The organism is Shewanella sp. 6_MG-2023 (assembly GCF_030547195.1).
Classification (GTDB): Bacteria; Pseudomonadota; Gammaproteobacteria; order Enterobacterales; family Shewanellaceae; genus Shewanella.
Genome location: NZ_JAUOQU010000008.1, coordinates 105,524 through 121,089 on the forward strand (window position 1 = coordinate 105,524; position 15,566 = coordinate 121,089).

The following is a 15,566-nucleotide window of genomic DNA, read 5'->3' on the forward strand; positions in this document are numbered from 1 at the left end:
GGGTTACTCCTTGGCGGATTTTCGTTGGTCAACAAAGGCTACGATTTGGGCGTAGCTCATGACGGCAATGATTGGAAATAAGCTAGCAAAGGCAATTAAGCCAAAACCATCAATAAGGGGATTGCGGCCTTCAACATTAGAGGCAAGCCCTAAACCGAGTGCGGCCACGAGGGGCACAGTCACGGTAGAAGTGGTGACGCCGCCGGAATCATAAGCTAAAGGAATAATCGATTTCGGCGCGAAAAATGTTTGAATTACAACTACCACATAGCCAGCCATGATGTAGTAGTGAATAGGATCACCAACCACAATACGAAAACAACCTAGTGAGATCCCAAAAGCGACCCCAATGGCCACAGAAATTCTCAAGCCTTGAATACTAATGGTGCCACCAGAGACTTCATTGGCTTTTATCGCCACCGCAATTAATGACGGCTCAGCAATGGTGGTACTAAAGCCAATGGCAGCTGCAAACACATAAACCCACAGGTAATCTTGCCAAATGAACGGTCCAGCGGAGCCATCAGGGTGCAAAATACTGGGGGAGGTGAGTTGATCCGCTAAGTTTTCACCAATGGGAAATAGCGCTAACTCTAAGCCGACCAGGAAAAAGCTTAAGCCTAAGATCACATACACAAAACCTAAGACCACGGTTTTCCAATTGGCAATGGGACGCTTGAGTACACCCAGTTGAAAGCCAAATAAAATTGTCGCAATTGGCACCACATCACGCATGGTAAGCAGTAAGGTTGCCAATAGCTGGTTAATCCACTCCATAATACTCCTTGTAGGCGCAGCTTTGATTTATTACAACGTCAGCTAAAACAGGGCTGTTGCGGAATGTCATTACAGGATCATCCCGTAAAGCAGTACAAAAATAACTGGGGTTAAACTGGCAAAGGCAATCAGCCCAAAGCCATCAAGCATGGGATTACGTCCTTTAATCACAGTGGCTAAGCCAACGCCGAGAGCCGTTACCAGCGGTACAGTAATGGTTGACGTGGTGACGCCACCAGAGTCATAGGCGATACCAATAATATTCTCAGGGGCAAAGCTGGTGAGCACCATCACTATGATGTAGCCGCCAATGATCAAATAATGAATTGGCCAGCCTTTTACAATGCGAATAACCCCTAATAAAATCGCTAAACCTACTGACACCGCTACGGTTAATCTCAGTCCCATCGCATAGCTGTCCATGGCAGCCTCAGTGGCCTTGATGGCGCCACCATCTGCTGCAACTTGGGCTGCTTCAGCGGCGACAGCGGTTAAGGCGGGTTCTGCTAAGGTGGTGCCAAAACCTAATGAAAAGGAGAAGGTCACCAGCCAGAAGGTACTGCCTTTACGGGCGAGTGCGTGTGCCAATGATTCACCAATGGGGAATAAGCCCATTTCTAAACCAAAGACAAAAAAGGTTAGCCCAAGAACAATAAATACTAAGCCTACAAGAATGGAAAATAAGTTATCGGGTGCTTGTTGGAGGATAAATATTTCAAAGAAACTCACCACGACTATGATGGGAATAAGATCTTTAAAACTGCCGAGCATGGATTGTAAAAGCTTAACTAACCCTGTCATTCCTTCTCCTTTGATTGCTAAATACTAACCGCCAAACAGCGTGTTAACTTGCTAGCCTAAAAGGTTTATTTATTGTTTTTAGCTAGTTCCAGTTTGCCTGTTTATAGTTGTAAGGCAACATTAAATTAACACAAGTTACAATATCTTTGAGCTAGATCAATTTGTCTAAAAAAGATCCTAGTAGGAGAGGATTAAAGAGGGACTTTTTAAGGGTTATAAACTTTTTTAAGGCTAAAGAGTTTCTTTTCTACCAATAAAAAAGAGACCATATAGTCTCTTTTGTCAGCGATTAATATGTCAGTGTTGCGTGCTGCATAAGGCCTAGCAGATCCACTTAGGCGACATCTGTGTCTAATGCTAAGTGTTGCCATTTGTTATCGGTGCTGATATGCATTACTTTGACTTGTTTGTTGTGCTCAACATTAATATTGCTCAATTGGCTGGGACACAATGTTAACTGATTGGCGATTTTTATGTAAAAGCCCACCGACTTGGGATCGTTGCCGATAACGCTTTTTGCTAGCGTGGTTTGTTGGTAAAGCCATAGGTAGTCACCTTTGATTTCACAATTTAGGTATTCAAGCTGCAATAATTGCTGATTGTTATCTGCAATGTGAAAGTTTGTCTGCACGTAGTCAGCAAACGCTTTTCTGCTTTGTGGGTTTTTGACTAAATCGCTATCAGCCCCAATGATGCGTTTAGCTGTTTGCTGGGCATCAGCTAAATAAAAGCAGTGTTGAATAGCGACATTCCCGCTTTTGGCATTAAACAGCACATTGGTATAGCTTTCTTTTTTTCTATTAGCAGAAGCCTGAAAATTAAATAATAACAAGCCTGCAAGGGTGATAAACCATATTAGAGCAATAATTATCCAAAACATTATTATATTCCTTTATTGCTAGCTGTTTAAAAAGCAGTGTTGAGCTGCTGCATGATTTGAGCCTGTTGGTAATTAATAAATATTGATACGCGGAAAATAAGCTGGCATTAACAGCAAATACTAATTAAATACCATAGGTCAATATATAGTATTAGTAAAATCTATTATCAAAGTTTTTAATGTTAAATAGGAGGTTAGGCACAGCTTGAACGCGGTTATCGCGAATTGATTATCTGACTATGATTGAGGCTCATGGCCGGTATTGACTCGGGCTAATATAAGCTGAATGCTTATTGGTGAATGTCTAAGTATATGGTTTATAGAGTATGTTGTTTAAATGGCTTTGGTTAAATTTAATCATTAAAGGCCTAATGGCGGCATATTTTCAGGTGCTTTAATTTGGTATTTATCTAAAATTTGTTGAAACTCACCAGAGCGCTTTAATTTAGCAATACCTTGAGCATACACATCTGCGATACGGCTTTGATTAGGATTAAAGCCTACATATAAAGGCGTTGGCTCACCATATGAACCGGCGTATTTGATTTGATTAGCTACATCATTTTTGTATGCAGTATATTCAATAGCGACTTTATTACCCAGTATCACATCAAATCGGCCATTTACGAGGCGCTTAATGTTCAACATCATGGGTTGCTCTCCCGTGGCGGCGTAAAAGTCGGTTGAACGGCTAATTTTATCATTGAGCTGCTCGCCGTAGTCATAACCTCCGATAATCCCCACTAGCGCACCATCAAGACTGTCTAATTGCTGAAATGACCATGAAGCGTCTGCGCGAGTATAAAAATCCGTGCTGGTATAGCCAACAATCAGTGTGTCGGTATATAAATTAAATTGTTCAATATGGGTTGGTGTAACTGCAAGAATGGCATCGATATTACCAATTTTAACTTCCTTTAAAGCGCGATTAAAAGGTACCGCAATAAAATGCACCTGTTGATCCATGACTTCAAATGAGCGCCGAGTCAGTTCAGTGACATAACCGGTGTGATCTTGGCAAATATAAGGGCACCAAATATCCGATGCGATCAATACAGGCTTGGCTGCAAGGGATGAAGAAACCAGTAGTAGTAGAGAGATAATATATTTCACGGTAGTGTTGGCCTCAATAGAATAAGTGCTAATGGCGCAGCCTTACTTAGCTAGTTTTCACCGCACTATGCTCCGCTATTAAACCTAGTGCTTGCTTAAATTCAGTTAGTTGAATTAAATCTAGCCACTTTCAGTAAATATAGTAACCTAAAACGACAGTTTGCTAGCGAAAAGTTAATTTTTTTGTGACGCAATAAATAATATGGACGGGCCAAATGATCGTAAACAGCATAAAGCATGTGATTTACAATGAAACGGGCGCAGCTGAAGTGATGCGCTTTAACCATTCAGCATTACCTAGGCTTAAAGCTGGGCAAGTGATCATAAAAGTACATGCTGCAGGGGTTAATGGCCCAGACATTAAGCAGCGAGAAGGCGCATATCCGCCGCCAAAAGGTGCTAGCCCGATATTAGGCTTGGAAGTGGCAGGGGAAGTCATTGCAATGGCTAAAGATGTCACGCAATGGCAAATCGGCGACAAGATCTGTGCCTTAGTGCCTGGCGGTGGCTATGCAGAGCAAGTGATCACTTACGCCTCACATTGCTTACCGCTCCCCAAAGGCTACAGCTTTGTACAAGCGGCGGCCTTACCGGAAACCTGTTTCACGGTTTGGGGAAACTTGGTTAATCGCGCCAAGCTTAAAGCCGGTGAAACAGTGCTGATCCACGGCGCCTCTGGCGGTATTGGCACCACCGCCATACAAGTTGCCAAAGCCCTAGGCGCTAAAGTGTTTGTTACCTCAGGTAGCGATGAAAAATGCCAATATTGTCTCGACCAAGGGGCGAGTATGGCGGTTAATTACCATAAAGATGATTTTGTTGAGCCTATCCTTGCAGCAACACAAGCTGAAGGGGTCAATGTGGTGCTAGATATTGCGGGTGGTGATTTCATCAACCGCAATTTAAAGGTATTGGCTTTTGATGGCCGCATGGTGTCAGTGGCAACCCAGCGCGGCGCTAAAGCAGAAGTGAATATTTTTAGCATTATGGCCAAACGCATTCAATGGACTGGCTCAACGCTTAGGCCGCAAAGTGTCGAGGCTAAGGCTGACATCGCCGCTGGATTATTAGCACAGCTATGGCCATTACTGGATGCTAAACAAGTGCAGATCCGGGTTGATAAAGTGTTCCCGTTTGATGAGGTCGTAAAAGCGCATCAATATATGGAGTCAGGTCAGCATAGAGGCAAGATTATTCTGCAGCTAGGCGAAGCCTAAACCTAAATGAGCAAAACCTAAACAAGTAAGATGTAAACAAACAAGACCTAAGCAAGAATTAGGCAATAGTAAGGCATCAAATTCAAAACAGTCTTTTTATCATAGCTGACTTGAAGGCTGTCATATTTGAACTAAATTAGAGCTTGCAGCGCCGCTAAATTACACTGGGTGCATAACACCTTGGGAAAATCATAACTCAGATGATTTGCAGCATAAGACGATGGCGATATGGCACTGGCAAAAAATGGCAAAAATATAAAAAACTTCATTAATAATATATTGATTTTTTCATAAGTTTTTGATTAATTATCCTCAATAATCATGCGCGTTGCGTAGAGGTTAGTAAATAAACTGTGTGCTGCTAAAATGCACATTTTTTAGGTATGTGTTGATTTAAGGGCATTAGCATATATGTATAACACTGCAAAAAAACAAGTTTGGTATGGTGAGCTTCGTACTCCACGTGGCACCTCAATTGTCGTCCATGACAACCGACTCCCCGATGCGTCTCCCGGTCGAATCTACTTATTTAATGTTAGTCGTAACACGATTGGCGAGTACGTAGAGGATATCGTTAAGGTTAACCTGCATGAGCTGGAACCCCAGCAGTTAACAGCCGCCAAAGCTGAGCATGAAGCAGCATGGCTTGCTGCTAGAGCTGAGTTTATGGCAAAACATGAAGCGCATATCGAATTATCTTCAGTGCCAGACTCTGCGCCAGCCTCAAAAGCCAAAAAAGTTGCAGCGGTGGATGAGATTATCGATGTCGATGACAGTGAAATGGAATTTGAAGATGCTGATGCCGACTTCGGTATCAGTGATGACAGTGACGATTAGCATAAAGCGCTAAAGACAAAAAATGGAGCATGATAATAAATCATAGCTCCATTTTTATTGGCTGTTTATTAGTAAATCAATCGCTCAACAGTAATCGCTTAGGCTTAAATCACCCCAAACTCGTAACGGCTCACATGGCGATAAACTTGTCCAGGCTCTATCCAAGGCTTACCGGGTAAATCGGCTTGATTAGGTGAGTCTGGCAGCATTTGTGGTTCAATACATACCGCTTGGTGAGACTGGTAAATACGGCCGTCAAAGCCTTTTACGCCTTCAAGGAAGTTAGCGCCATACAGTTGCACCCCAGGTTGATTGGTGTAAATCGTCATGGTGCGGCCAGTTTTAGGGCTTGAAAGACAACCAAATCGACAGACTTGCTCAGCATTGTTAAGTACATAACAATGATCAAAACCATTGGTGGCAGCAAGAGCAGGTCGATGAGTTTGCACAGCAAATGCAGTGGCTTGGGCTAAATCTAAATCGCTGCCAGTGGTCGCAGCAATTGAAGTTGGAATACCCACTTCATTCATTGGCAAATATTGCTTGGCATCCACTTGGATCAAATGCGCTGCATTAGTTAAGCTATCAGCGCCTTCTAAATTAAAATAACTGTGCTGGGTGAGGCTAATAGGGCAGGCCTTATCGACACTTGCTTGCATTTCAATGAGTAAACTATTGTCAGCCAAGCGATAATCTAATTGCACCGTACAATTACCCGGAAAGCCCATATCACCATCTGGGCTATCAAGGGTTAATCTCACCCCGTCTTCAAGGGCTTGCATATGCCAATGCTTTAAATGAAAACCTTCAGCGCCACCGTGTAAGCAATTGGTCGCTTGGTTTATATCGAGCTGATAGTGGTTGCCTTGATACTGCAACTGACCATTAGCAATGCGGTTAGAGTATCGCCCTGCAATGGCGCCTAAATAAGCCGGCTGGTTTAAATAATCGCTGACGCTATCACAGCCTAAAACGATGTTATCTCGCTGGCCTTGGTTATCTTCAGTCCATAAGGCGTTTATAATTCCCCCTAGACTTAACACTTCAATAGCAACCTTGCCGTTGTCGACTCGAATACGTTCTACCCATCCTCCGCGAGGATCTTGCCATGGTTCAAGTGTGGTGATTTGTAACATTAATGCCTCTTATAGCAATAGAATTGCTTATTCAATTCTGCCTGCGCCGCCACTGGCAGAGCATAAATAGATAATTGGTTCTAAGGATGTTTGTTGTGGATATAGCTGCTCAACGGCATTGACCACAGCATCGGTTAGCTCATGATCAATAAGCGCTACCACGCAACCATCACTCATTCTTACGCCGCCTTTGGTGCCAATGATATCTTTAATTATTTTCACTAAGGCATCAATCTCAGGGGTGCTGATGTCAAAATCATCGCGCATGGATTGTTGTGATTGGGCCATTAATTGGCCGAAACGGGCAGTATCTTGTTGCTCTAGAGCGCGGGCGGCATTCACAGTGCGTTGGTTTTCAGTTAGTACATGCTTAGCTCGATGATAAAGTTCATCACCTAAGCTAGCTTTCGCGCTGTTTAGCTGGCCAAGGCTGACTTCCCTTAGTGACTCAACTCCAAGCAATTCATTAATCTGATGACATTGCAGTTTACGGGCATCAAAGCGGTCAATTAACAGCTGGCGATCGATGCTAGGATCGACAATCAGCAAACTTAAGCTGTCAGGAATCGCTATTGCGCGGCCGTCTAACTCTAAGCAGTCAATCAATAAGGCGTGATCGGCCACCGCCAGTGCGCTAATGGTTTGATCCATAATGCCAGATTCTGACTTTATGAACCTGTGCTCTCCACGTTGGGCAATTTGTGCAATGGCTAATGGCGATAAATGCAGTTGGCTGGCGTAGCTAATGGCAGTGCCAAAGGCCACCTCAAGAGCTGCTGATGACGACATGCCTGCGCCCAGTGGCACATTGCCGACAATGGCAATATCCATGCCTTTAGCTTTAAGCCCAGATTGAGCCATTGAGGCGGTAAAGCCTTTTAGGTAATTTCCCCAACTGCCTTTATCTTCAATGGCGTTTTCTTCACCAAAACGCCATTGTTCGATTTGCCCAGCAAAGGCATCAGTCACGGCTCTAAAGGTGTTATCACTACGATGTTTAACCGCAATAACAGTGTGAAAATTAATTGCAGCGGGTAAAACGAATCCTTCGTTATAATCCGTGTGTTCGCCAATAATATTGACACGACCTGGTGCTTGATACAGGTCGTCAGCCGTAGTTCCAAATGTTTGTACAAACAACTTCATGGCTTTTTGAGCAGGATTTGACATACAGTTACAGTTCCAAAGAATGTCGAGTTACGAAGTTACCTAAGCGGTATAAAAGTATTAAATTTTAAATTGATAATGTGATTTATATCACGACTTGCCAGTGGCTGTAACTACTGAAAACTCGATTGATACAATTTGCAGCTTAAGAGTAGTCGGTTTTGTGGAAATAACAGTAATTTCAATGCCTTTGTACTACTAAAGAGGTATGTTAATGTAAGGGTTTACGTTGACTGTTTTATTGGCAGAACAAATTTGAGGTATAAACTGGCTTTATAACCACCCAAATAGCGACGCTGGCTAACCTTGGCTGATTGATATAAAAGCGCATTTTAAACAATAAAAAAGCGCCTTAATGTTAATAAGGCGCTTATCGGTTTAGCATAGCGAATAGAGGATATCGCTAACTATTTACGCTTATGGCTTGCTCAAGTTAGGGGTGATTTCAGTGGCTGCGCTGGCTTTATCAACGCTCGCTTCTGATTCTTCCTCTGTGTTTGGCTCAAGTAATTCATGAATAACATTGTCCACAAAACCAGCACCTGCAGCTTCGTAAAGGTTATAAACGCTGTTAACCCCTTGCTCTTTCAGTGACTCTGCATCTTCAGAATATTGCACAATGGCGCTGATCTTACCTTGGTAATCGAGCTTTTTAAGTTGCTCTACCGCAAACATATTACCAATATGGTGTGGCATGGCTAATAGCACCAATTCAAGCCCCGGTGCCCGCTCAAGCTTTTCCCAAAAATCGGTATCGCTAGCATCGCCTTGCACCACATTGCGGCCTTCAGAGCGATGAAAATCCACCAGTTCTTGCTTGTGTTCAATCCCCAGTATTTCGCCTGAGTATTTAGCGCGCAGCTCATCGTAAGCACCTGAGCCAATCCGGCCCATCCCTAAAATCAAAAAGCGCGGATTACCCACAGGAATTTGTCTATCCTCAGGGTGTAGCGGGTGTTTTTCAAGGGTGATAAAGGTTTTATGGTAGCGCTGATAGAACTTGTTGACCGCCGCATTAAGGGGCGCAGCAATTAAGAAACTGATGCTCAAGGCTACTGCTAAAATGATTAACCACTCGGCAGGTAACCAGCCTTTTGATGCGGCTACCGCAGCAACAATCAAGCCAAACTCACTGTAGTTACCTAGATTGAATGAGGCAAATAGCGAGGTACGAGAACGCAACTTAAAGCGGGTCAATAATATAAAGAACAGCATGATTTTAAACGGCACTAATAGCACCAGTAACCCAGCTAGGCCCACATCGGCAATGGTTGGCAAACCATTTAAACCAATGGTTAAGAAAAACGCGACTAAAAACAGCTCTTTAAAGTAGTAAATTGATTTAGAAAGCTCGGACGCTTTAGCGTGGCCTGCCAGTAAAATACCAATAATCAATGCGCCTAGATCCGGCTTTAAGCCAACGGCTTCAAACAGCCAAGCGCCCATGACTAATGCCATAGTCAGGCCAAATAAAATCAACATTTCGCCGTGGCCAACGCGGTCGAATATTTTATAAATTAGTGGTTTAACTAGTGGTAACAGCAATAAACCTAAGGCGTAAATGGAGGGGAAATCACCCTTTGAAATGGTGAGGAATAGCACTGCGAAGATATCTTGCATAATCAAGATACCAATGGCGATACGGCCATACAAGGCTTGGCTATCACCGTTTTCATCCAGCACTTTGACGGCAAATACGGTACTTGAAAAACTTAAGGCAAAGCTCAGTAGTAACAGCTGATCAATATCTAAATCAACTAGCCTGTCTAGCCCTACTAATCCCAGCAATTTTAAGATGGGTAAAAAGAATAATATCGAGCCAATTAAGTGCAAACTGGAACTGGCCCACACCTCAGATTTGAGTAAACTTTTGACATCTAATTTAAGCCCAATAGCAAACAGCAGTAACATGACGCCGAGGTCAGCTAGTTCCTGCAGCAGTGGCAAGCTTTCATCTTGGATCCCAAAAATAAACAGTAAAAAACCTGCTGCAAGATAACCAATTAGTGGTGGTAAACCGACTCGACTAACAAGCATGCCACATAATAGCGTAACAATGAGAATTGCGGGTTCCATAAGGCCTTATTCGATTTGTTGAAACTAGGTTGTAGGTAAGTAGATTGTATAAGAAAAGAATCAACTTGGTATTAAAAAATAGCTCAGGATTAAAAAAATGGCCAATCTAATAAATAAATTGACCATTTTCAATATCTTAGTTGAGAATAAATTTATTTATTCAGCAATAAATCCAAGTGCTCAGCAAAGGGTTTAGGCCCCATAAAGCCGGTTACGCGTAAATCTTCACGCTGATTGCCATTTTCATCGAACATTAATAGGGTCGGTAAGCCTAATACGTTGAAGTGCTCAAGCAGTTCAATATCAATGGCATCACTTTTAGTGACATCGGCTTGCAGTAACACCATTTGATCTAAACGCTCTAATACTATTGGATTAGCAAAGGTAATCGCCTCAAACTCTTTACAGGCCACACACCAGTCAGCGTATAAATCTAGCATCACGGTTTTACCGCTAAGGCTGGCTTTATCTAGCTCAACTTCTAAGTCTTCTAGTGACTTAATTTGAATGAATAACTCACCATGGCTAATTTGCTTGCTTTGGTTAGTCTCATTGCTGATTGATGGCGCCTGATGGCCCAATGCAGTCATTACCGCTTGGAAACCATAAGAGAAACTGGCGAGTAAAGTCAGCGTCAGTATGATGCCACGGGTGGTTTGCTTCCAGTTAAACTCTGATAGTTTGTTCTGGTGTATGAGGTAGCCCGTTAAGCAAATCCCCCAAATTGACCACAATACATCAGATACCAGTCCTGGCCAGATGCGGCCAATCATCACGATTGAGACAGAAATCAGCAAGAAGCCAAAAATGGTCTTAATAATATCCATCCATGCACCGGCGCGCGGCAGTAATTTACCACCAGAAGTACCAATGATCAGTAATGGCACCCCCATACCCATGCTTAATACATACAGCGCCAAGAAGCCCTGTAGTAAGTCGCCACTTTGGGCCACATAAATCAGCGCACCAGACAGCGGCGCAGTGGTACAAGGCGACGCCACTAAACCTGAAATAACGCCCATAAAGAACACCCCAACAAGGTTGCCACCTTTTTGGTTATTCGACAGGGTATTCATCTTGTCTTGGAATTTGCCCGGCAGGCGTAATTCATACATACCAAACATAGATAAACTCAGCAGTACAAACATTACCGCTAAGAAAATCAAAATAGCAGGATGTTGCAATGCCGCTTGAAATTTCATGCCCGCAGAGGCAACCACTAAACCTAATAATGAATAGGTAATCGCCATACCTTGAACGTAGGCCATTGATAGTGTGAAGGCTTTAGCGGTAGATAACTTTTTCCCTTGCCCCACAATAATCCCTGACAAAATCGGGTACATAGGAAACACACAAGGGGTTAAGGCTAAACCAATACCTAAACCAAAGAAGATAACTAAGGTCCACATTAAGCTATCGTTGGCCAGCATTTGGCTTAAGCTGTCTTGTTGGGTGATAGGCGTTGTCGCATTGCTTGCGGTTGCTGGTTCAGCTTGAGCTGGCACATCACCAATAATGGCTTTTTTGCCCTTTACCTTGCCATCGTTAGCAGCAACAGCATCTAGCTTAACATCACGTTTGGTAGGCGGATAACACAGCTTGCCTTCAGCGCAACCCATAAAGGTCACTTGTACTAGGCTGCCTTGGGCGGCTTCTTTAAGGGCTAACGGCAGCTCAACAAAGGTGTAATACACTTCTTGTTCGCCAAAATACTCATCGTTATGAACCTTGCCTCGGGGTAGGTCTATATCGCCAATCACTGCGCCGTCGGCAGAAAACTGCAACTTGTCACGGTACATGTAATAACCATCGGCAATCACAAAGCTAATGGCTAATTGATTATCTTTTTGCTGATAATCAAATACAAAAGCCTCTTCAACAGGCATTAACTCTGGCTCGCCCTGAAGGAAGCTGAACTTATTACTGCTAAAAATGCCTTCACTGTGAGCTAATGGCGTTAGCAGGAGTAAAGAGGTAAAAATAAGCGCAAATATTTTTTTCATGATTGGGAAGTTTCTTCTATCCATTTTAAATAATTTGGCAAGCCTTGAGTAATAGGCATAGCGATTAATTCAGGTACTTCATAGGGATGCTGTTGGATCACTATTTGTTGAATTGCATCATAATTTTTAGCAATACATTTTATGTGTAAAGCGACTTCACTACTATGACAGACCTCATCATCCCACACATAAACTGACTCTATTTGTGGAATTAATTGCACACAAGCAGCCGCTTTAGTTTCCACTAGCGTTGATGCAATGCGTTTTGCACTGGCGTTATCAGGGCAAGTTGTTATAACTAATAAGTAAGTTGCTGGCATTGGAATGCTATCATCTATTGGTTGCCTTAAAGTTAGCTTAAGCTTAATAACATAAACTGCGGTTTATCTTTATTGTTGTTGCTAATGTTATGTTTATCGCGATTTCAATAGTGCAATACTGTACGTTTTTTCGTAAGCGCTTGCATTAGTCATTGATGATAATCGTGACACGTCTTGAATTAAGACCGGATAACCCCCATTTAGTTTTCATAGCCAGTGAAAAAATTGAGGCCCACATGTTATTTATTTTATTGTTTGTATTTATTATCGTTCCGACCATTGAGTTGTCAGTATTAATTTCTGTGGGCGATGTGCTTGGCACCTGGAATACCATCGCATTAGTGTTTTTCACTGCGATTGTGGGAGTATCACTAGTGCGCAGCCAAGGCTTAAGTACCTTAATGTCAGTGCAATCTAAGCTTGAGCGCGGTGAAGCGCCGGGTAAAGAAATTGTCGAAGGCATGATGCTCGCCGCGGCAGGCTTACTGTTATTGTTTCCGGGCTTTGTGACTGACTTTATCGGTTTGTTATTGCTAACCCCAATCACTCGCTCACCGATTGCCAGCTATATCTTTAAACGTATGCAAATGCGCGTGGTTGCTGGTGGCGGTTTTCAGGGCGGCTTTGGTCCACAAGGTCAACCAGGCCAAAATCCATTTGGGCAAAATGGCCCATTTAACCAAGGCGGCAATACCTTTGACGGTGATTTTGAACGCAAATTTGATCCAAATGATTTAACCCCTGAAACCCATCAGGTAGAAATTAAAGATATCCCCCCACAGGATGAGCCTCGCGCAGATAGTGAGCAAAAGGGCGAGCAAGATAAGCCCAAAAAAGACTAATTGTTAGCTTGGTGACTCAATGAAAAAACGCTAGCAAGGCTAGCGTTTTTTATGGCTCAAATAATTCAGCTGCTTGTTTACGGCATTAACTTAAGGTGCGAGAGTCGAATCCTTTGAAGGTTTGTCTAGCTGCTCAGCCATCCAATACGCGCTAACCGTACTCCCAACCCAGCAAATAAATAACACCCAAGTGGCCATCGATACTGAAGGGGGTAAATCAAGGGTCACGCTGTCGTGCACTGCGGCATAAAGACTGTTGAAGTCCAGCGCAATATTTCCCGCGACAATATCATCAGCCACCGCTTGAGCGCGCTGCATCAGCACGGTCATGATGGCGCATAAACTGATAAAACAAGCCAGAATAATGCCCCAACCTATGGCTTTTTTACCTATGTATAAGTGCCCTGTACCCGGGCACACAAAAGCTGACAATAGCGCGGCGTTGATTGATCTTTTCATTGTGTATTAACCCTTGTGCATCCCTGTTAATTTATGGTGTTAATTGACTCAGTGGCCGTTGACGCGGTAACGGACTCTGGCTCAGTGATCCGACTGGCCATCACATAGCAGGCAATGCCCATAATGGTATTGGTTATTGGCAGCGCAATTAATAAACCTTTTACCCCGCCAAAGTATAAGCCAATGGCCGCCAATGGCAGCATTAAAATAAACAGCCTGACTAAGTTAATCACTAACGACTGGATCGGTCTATGGTAGGCATTTAAACAAGTGGCGAAGATAATCACCACTGCTAATGGCCCATAGGCTGCGGGTAAGGCTTTAATATAAAAGCTCAACCAATCGATCACCACAGCATCATTACTGAATAACTGCGCAATAAAATCAGCACTCAAAAAGATAGGCAGATACAGTAAGGTTTGCAGCACAAGGGCAAACCGCAGTGACAGCATCATGGCATCTTTAGCCCGCTGATGTTGCCCCGCCCCCAAGTTTTGCCCCACAAACGGCATTAAACTGGAGTTAAGGGCCATGATCCCCAAAATAAATAAGGTTTCTAAGCGCACCCCTGCACCATAAGCCGCCACCGCAGCTTGATCGACTCTGGCAAGCATGGCCAAAATAATGCCGTTGGCAATAGGGTTAATCATATTCATTAAAGCCGCAGGGCGGGCAATATGCCCCAGCTTGCACCAGTTTTTGATAATCCGGTGCTTACTTAATTTGGTGAAGACCAAAATTTGTTTTTTGAATACCAAGATATACACAGCCACAGAGGCTGAAAATAACCAGGATATTGAAGTGGCAATGGCTGCGCCTTGAATACCCAGCTCAGGGAAAGGCCCAAGACCAAAAATAAGTAAAGGGTCGAGTATAAGGTTGATAATTGCTGCCACCGACATAATGATCGCAGGGGAGTAAGTATCACCGGTGGCGCGAATGCCTTGATTGCCCACCATCAATAACACCAATAATGGCGCCCCTAAAAACCACACCAGCATATAATCATGAATAAGTGGCAAACTTAACTCATTAGCGCCCAGTAGGGTGAATAGCGGGTCAATGGCCATAATCCCGATGCACACTAACGCGCTCACCAATAAAAATGTTAGCAACAAGGCATCAAACAAAAACGCTTTAGCTTGGGGTTGATTACCTGCGCCAATTAAGCGGGCGAGGTTAGTGGAAACCGCCGCGCCAATGCCAATGGCAATACTGGAAAAAATAATCGCCACCGGAAACGTAAAACTTACCGCAGCTAATGATTCAGTGCCCAAAAGACTGATGAAATATGTATCTATAAGGCTGCCACCATAAATGGTGAGAATACCGATAAGGTTGGGGAGGCTCATATTGAATAGCACACGACCTATTGGTGCGTTAAGCAACCCATGTTTATCTTTCATCTATCTCGACTTAAACACGAAAACGGGAGCCAAATTCTAGCAGCATTCAAGATGGTTTAAATATTAGCAGCCACAAATTTTACAATTAAATCGCAGTTTTTTTTAAAATACACTTGGAACTGTCAACATCGACCCCCATATATCATTCATCAAAGGGGTAATGCCCTTATCATTTTGTTAAAACCGCCTCGTTTTAGGGCACCAAATCATTAGGAGAGTCCGTAGATGAATATTCGTCCATTACATGACCGCGTAATCGTTAAACGTTTAGAAGTTGAATCAAAATCAGCTGGTGGCATTGTATTAACTGGTAGCGCTGCAGAAGTATCAACTCGTGGTGAAATCCTAGCAGTAGGCAATGGTCGCATTTTAGAAAACGGTGAAGTTAAAGCCCTTGACGTTAAAGTTGGCGACGTAGTGATTTTCAACGAAGGTTACGGCGTGAAGAAAGAAAAGATTGATGGTGAAGAAGTCCTTATCTTATCTGAGTCAGACCTAATGGCTGTTGTAGGTTAATTTTAAACATTAACCC

General features: G+C 43.2%; 15 protein-coding genes. 4 read left to right on the forward strand and 11 right to left on the reverse strand.

The annotated features are described in order from the left end of the window. Window positions 1-3: 3 nt before the first annotated feature. The 4 genes from Q4533_RS06880 to Q4533_RS06895 form a co-directional block, all read right to left on the reverse strand. Window positions 4-777 (reverse strand): DUF1538 domain-containing protein, encoded by a 774-nt coding sequence (locus Q4533_RS06880; RefSeq protein ID WP_102439577.1) that lies wholly within the window; start codon window positions 775-777, stop codon window positions 4-6. 69 nt (window positions 778-846) lie between these two features. Further along, window positions 847-1,578 carry a DUF1538 domain-containing protein gene (locus tag Q4533_RS06885; protein WP_076538618.1) on the reverse strand — a complete coding sequence of 244 codons (732 nt, stop codon included), beginning with the start codon at window positions 1,576-1,578 and terminating at the stop codon, window positions 847-849. Window positions 1,579-1,912: 334 nt separating this feature from the next. Then, entirely contained in the window at window positions 1,913-2,458 is a 546-nt protein-coding gene (locus Q4533_RS06890) for a DUF6702 family protein (protein ID WP_303460648.1), read from the reverse strand. Between the two features lie 360 nt (window positions 2,459-2,818). Next, entirely contained in the window at window positions 2,819-3,571 is a 753-nt protein-coding gene (locus Q4533_RS06895; protein ID WP_102475474.1) for an ABC transporter substrate-binding protein, read from the reverse strand. 215 nt (window positions 3,572-3,786) lie between these two features. On the opposite strand from Q4533_RS06895, the gene Q4533_RS06900 reads away from it, so the two are divergent. Both Q4533_RS06900 and Q4533_RS06905 read left to right on the forward strand, forming a co-directional pair. Then, complete coding sequence (locus Q4533_RS06900; RefSeq protein WP_102439574.1) at window positions 3,787-4,788, forward strand: NAD(P)H-quinone oxidoreductase; 1,002 nt, start codon at window positions 3,787-3,789, stop codon at window positions 4,786-4,788. A gap of 411 nt (window positions 4,789-5,199) precedes the next feature. Continuing rightward, window positions 5,200-5,625 carry a hypothetical protein gene (locus tag Q4533_RS06905; RefSeq protein ID WP_102439573.1) on the forward strand — a complete coding sequence of 142 codons (426 nt, stop codon included), beginning with the start codon at window positions 5,200-5,202 and terminating at the stop codon, window positions 5,623-5,625. Window positions 5,626-5,729: 104 nt separating this feature from the next. Here the strand turns inward: Q4533_RS06905 and Q4533_RS06910 are convergent, their stop codons facing one another. From Q4533_RS06910 to cutA, 5 genes are all read right to left on the reverse strand, one after another. Beyond that, window positions 5,730-6,761: an aldose epimerase family protein gene (locus Q4533_RS06910; protein WP_102531478.1), complete on the reverse strand. Its 1,032-nt coding sequence runs from the start codon at window positions 6,759-6,761 to the stop codon at window positions 5,730-5,732. Between the two features lie 27 nt (window positions 6,762-6,788). Further along, on the reverse strand, window positions 6,789-7,931 hold the full coding sequence (gene galK / locus Q4533_RS06915) for a galactokinase (protein WP_102531477.1): 1,143 nt from the start codon (window positions 7,929-7,931) through the stop codon (window positions 6,789-6,791). A 414-nt stretch (window positions 7,932-8,345) separates the two neighbouring features. Continuing rightward, window positions 8,346-10,004: a cation:proton antiporter family protein gene (locus Q4533_RS06920; RefSeq protein ID WP_102439570.1), complete on the reverse strand. Its 1,659-nt coding sequence runs from the start codon at window positions 10,002-10,004 to the stop codon at window positions 8,346-8,348. Window positions 10,005-10,156: 152 nt separating this feature from the next. Further along, entirely contained in the window at window positions 10,157-12,007 is a 1,851-nt protein-coding gene (locus tag Q4533_RS06925; protein ID WP_102439569.1) for a protein-disulfide reductase DsbD, read from the reverse strand. Then, on the reverse strand, window positions 12,004-12,327 hold the full coding sequence (cutA, locus tag Q4533_RS06930) for a divalent-cation tolerance protein CutA (RefSeq protein ID WP_102439568.1): 324 nt from the start codon (window positions 12,325-12,327) through the stop codon (window positions 12,004-12,006). Before cutA ends, Q4533_RS06925 begins: the two co-directional genes overlap by 4 nt. Before the next feature lie 236 nt (window positions 12,328-12,563). Here cutA and Q4533_RS06935 point away from each other — a divergent pair, with 236 nt between their 5' ends. After that, entirely contained in the window at window positions 12,564-13,169 is a 606-nt protein-coding gene (locus Q4533_RS06935; RefSeq protein ID WP_303502491.1) for an FxsA family protein, read from the forward strand. A gap of 90 nt (window positions 13,170-13,259) precedes the next feature. Here the strand turns inward: Q4533_RS06935 and Q4533_RS06940 are convergent, their stop codons facing one another. Next, complete coding sequence (locus Q4533_RS06940) at window positions 13,260-13,628, reverse strand: hypothetical protein (RefSeq protein WP_102475479.1); 369 nt, start codon at window positions 13,626-13,628, stop codon at window positions 13,260-13,262. Window positions 13,629-13,654: 26 nt separating this feature from the next. Further along, window positions 13,655-15,034 (reverse strand): MATE family efflux transporter, encoded by a 1,380-nt coding sequence (locus Q4533_RS06945; protein ID WP_303411820.1) that lies wholly within the window; start codon window positions 15,032-15,034, stop codon window positions 13,655-13,657. Window positions 15,035-15,259: 225 nt separating this feature from the next. Here Q4533_RS06945 and Q4533_RS06950 point away from each other — a divergent pair, with 225 nt between their 5' ends. Beyond that, window positions 15,260-15,550 (forward strand): co-chaperone GroES, encoded by a 291-nt coding sequence (locus tag Q4533_RS06950; protein WP_076538652.1) that lies wholly within the window; start codon window positions 15,260-15,262, stop codon window positions 15,548-15,550. Window positions 15,551-15,566: the final 16 nt, after the last annotated feature.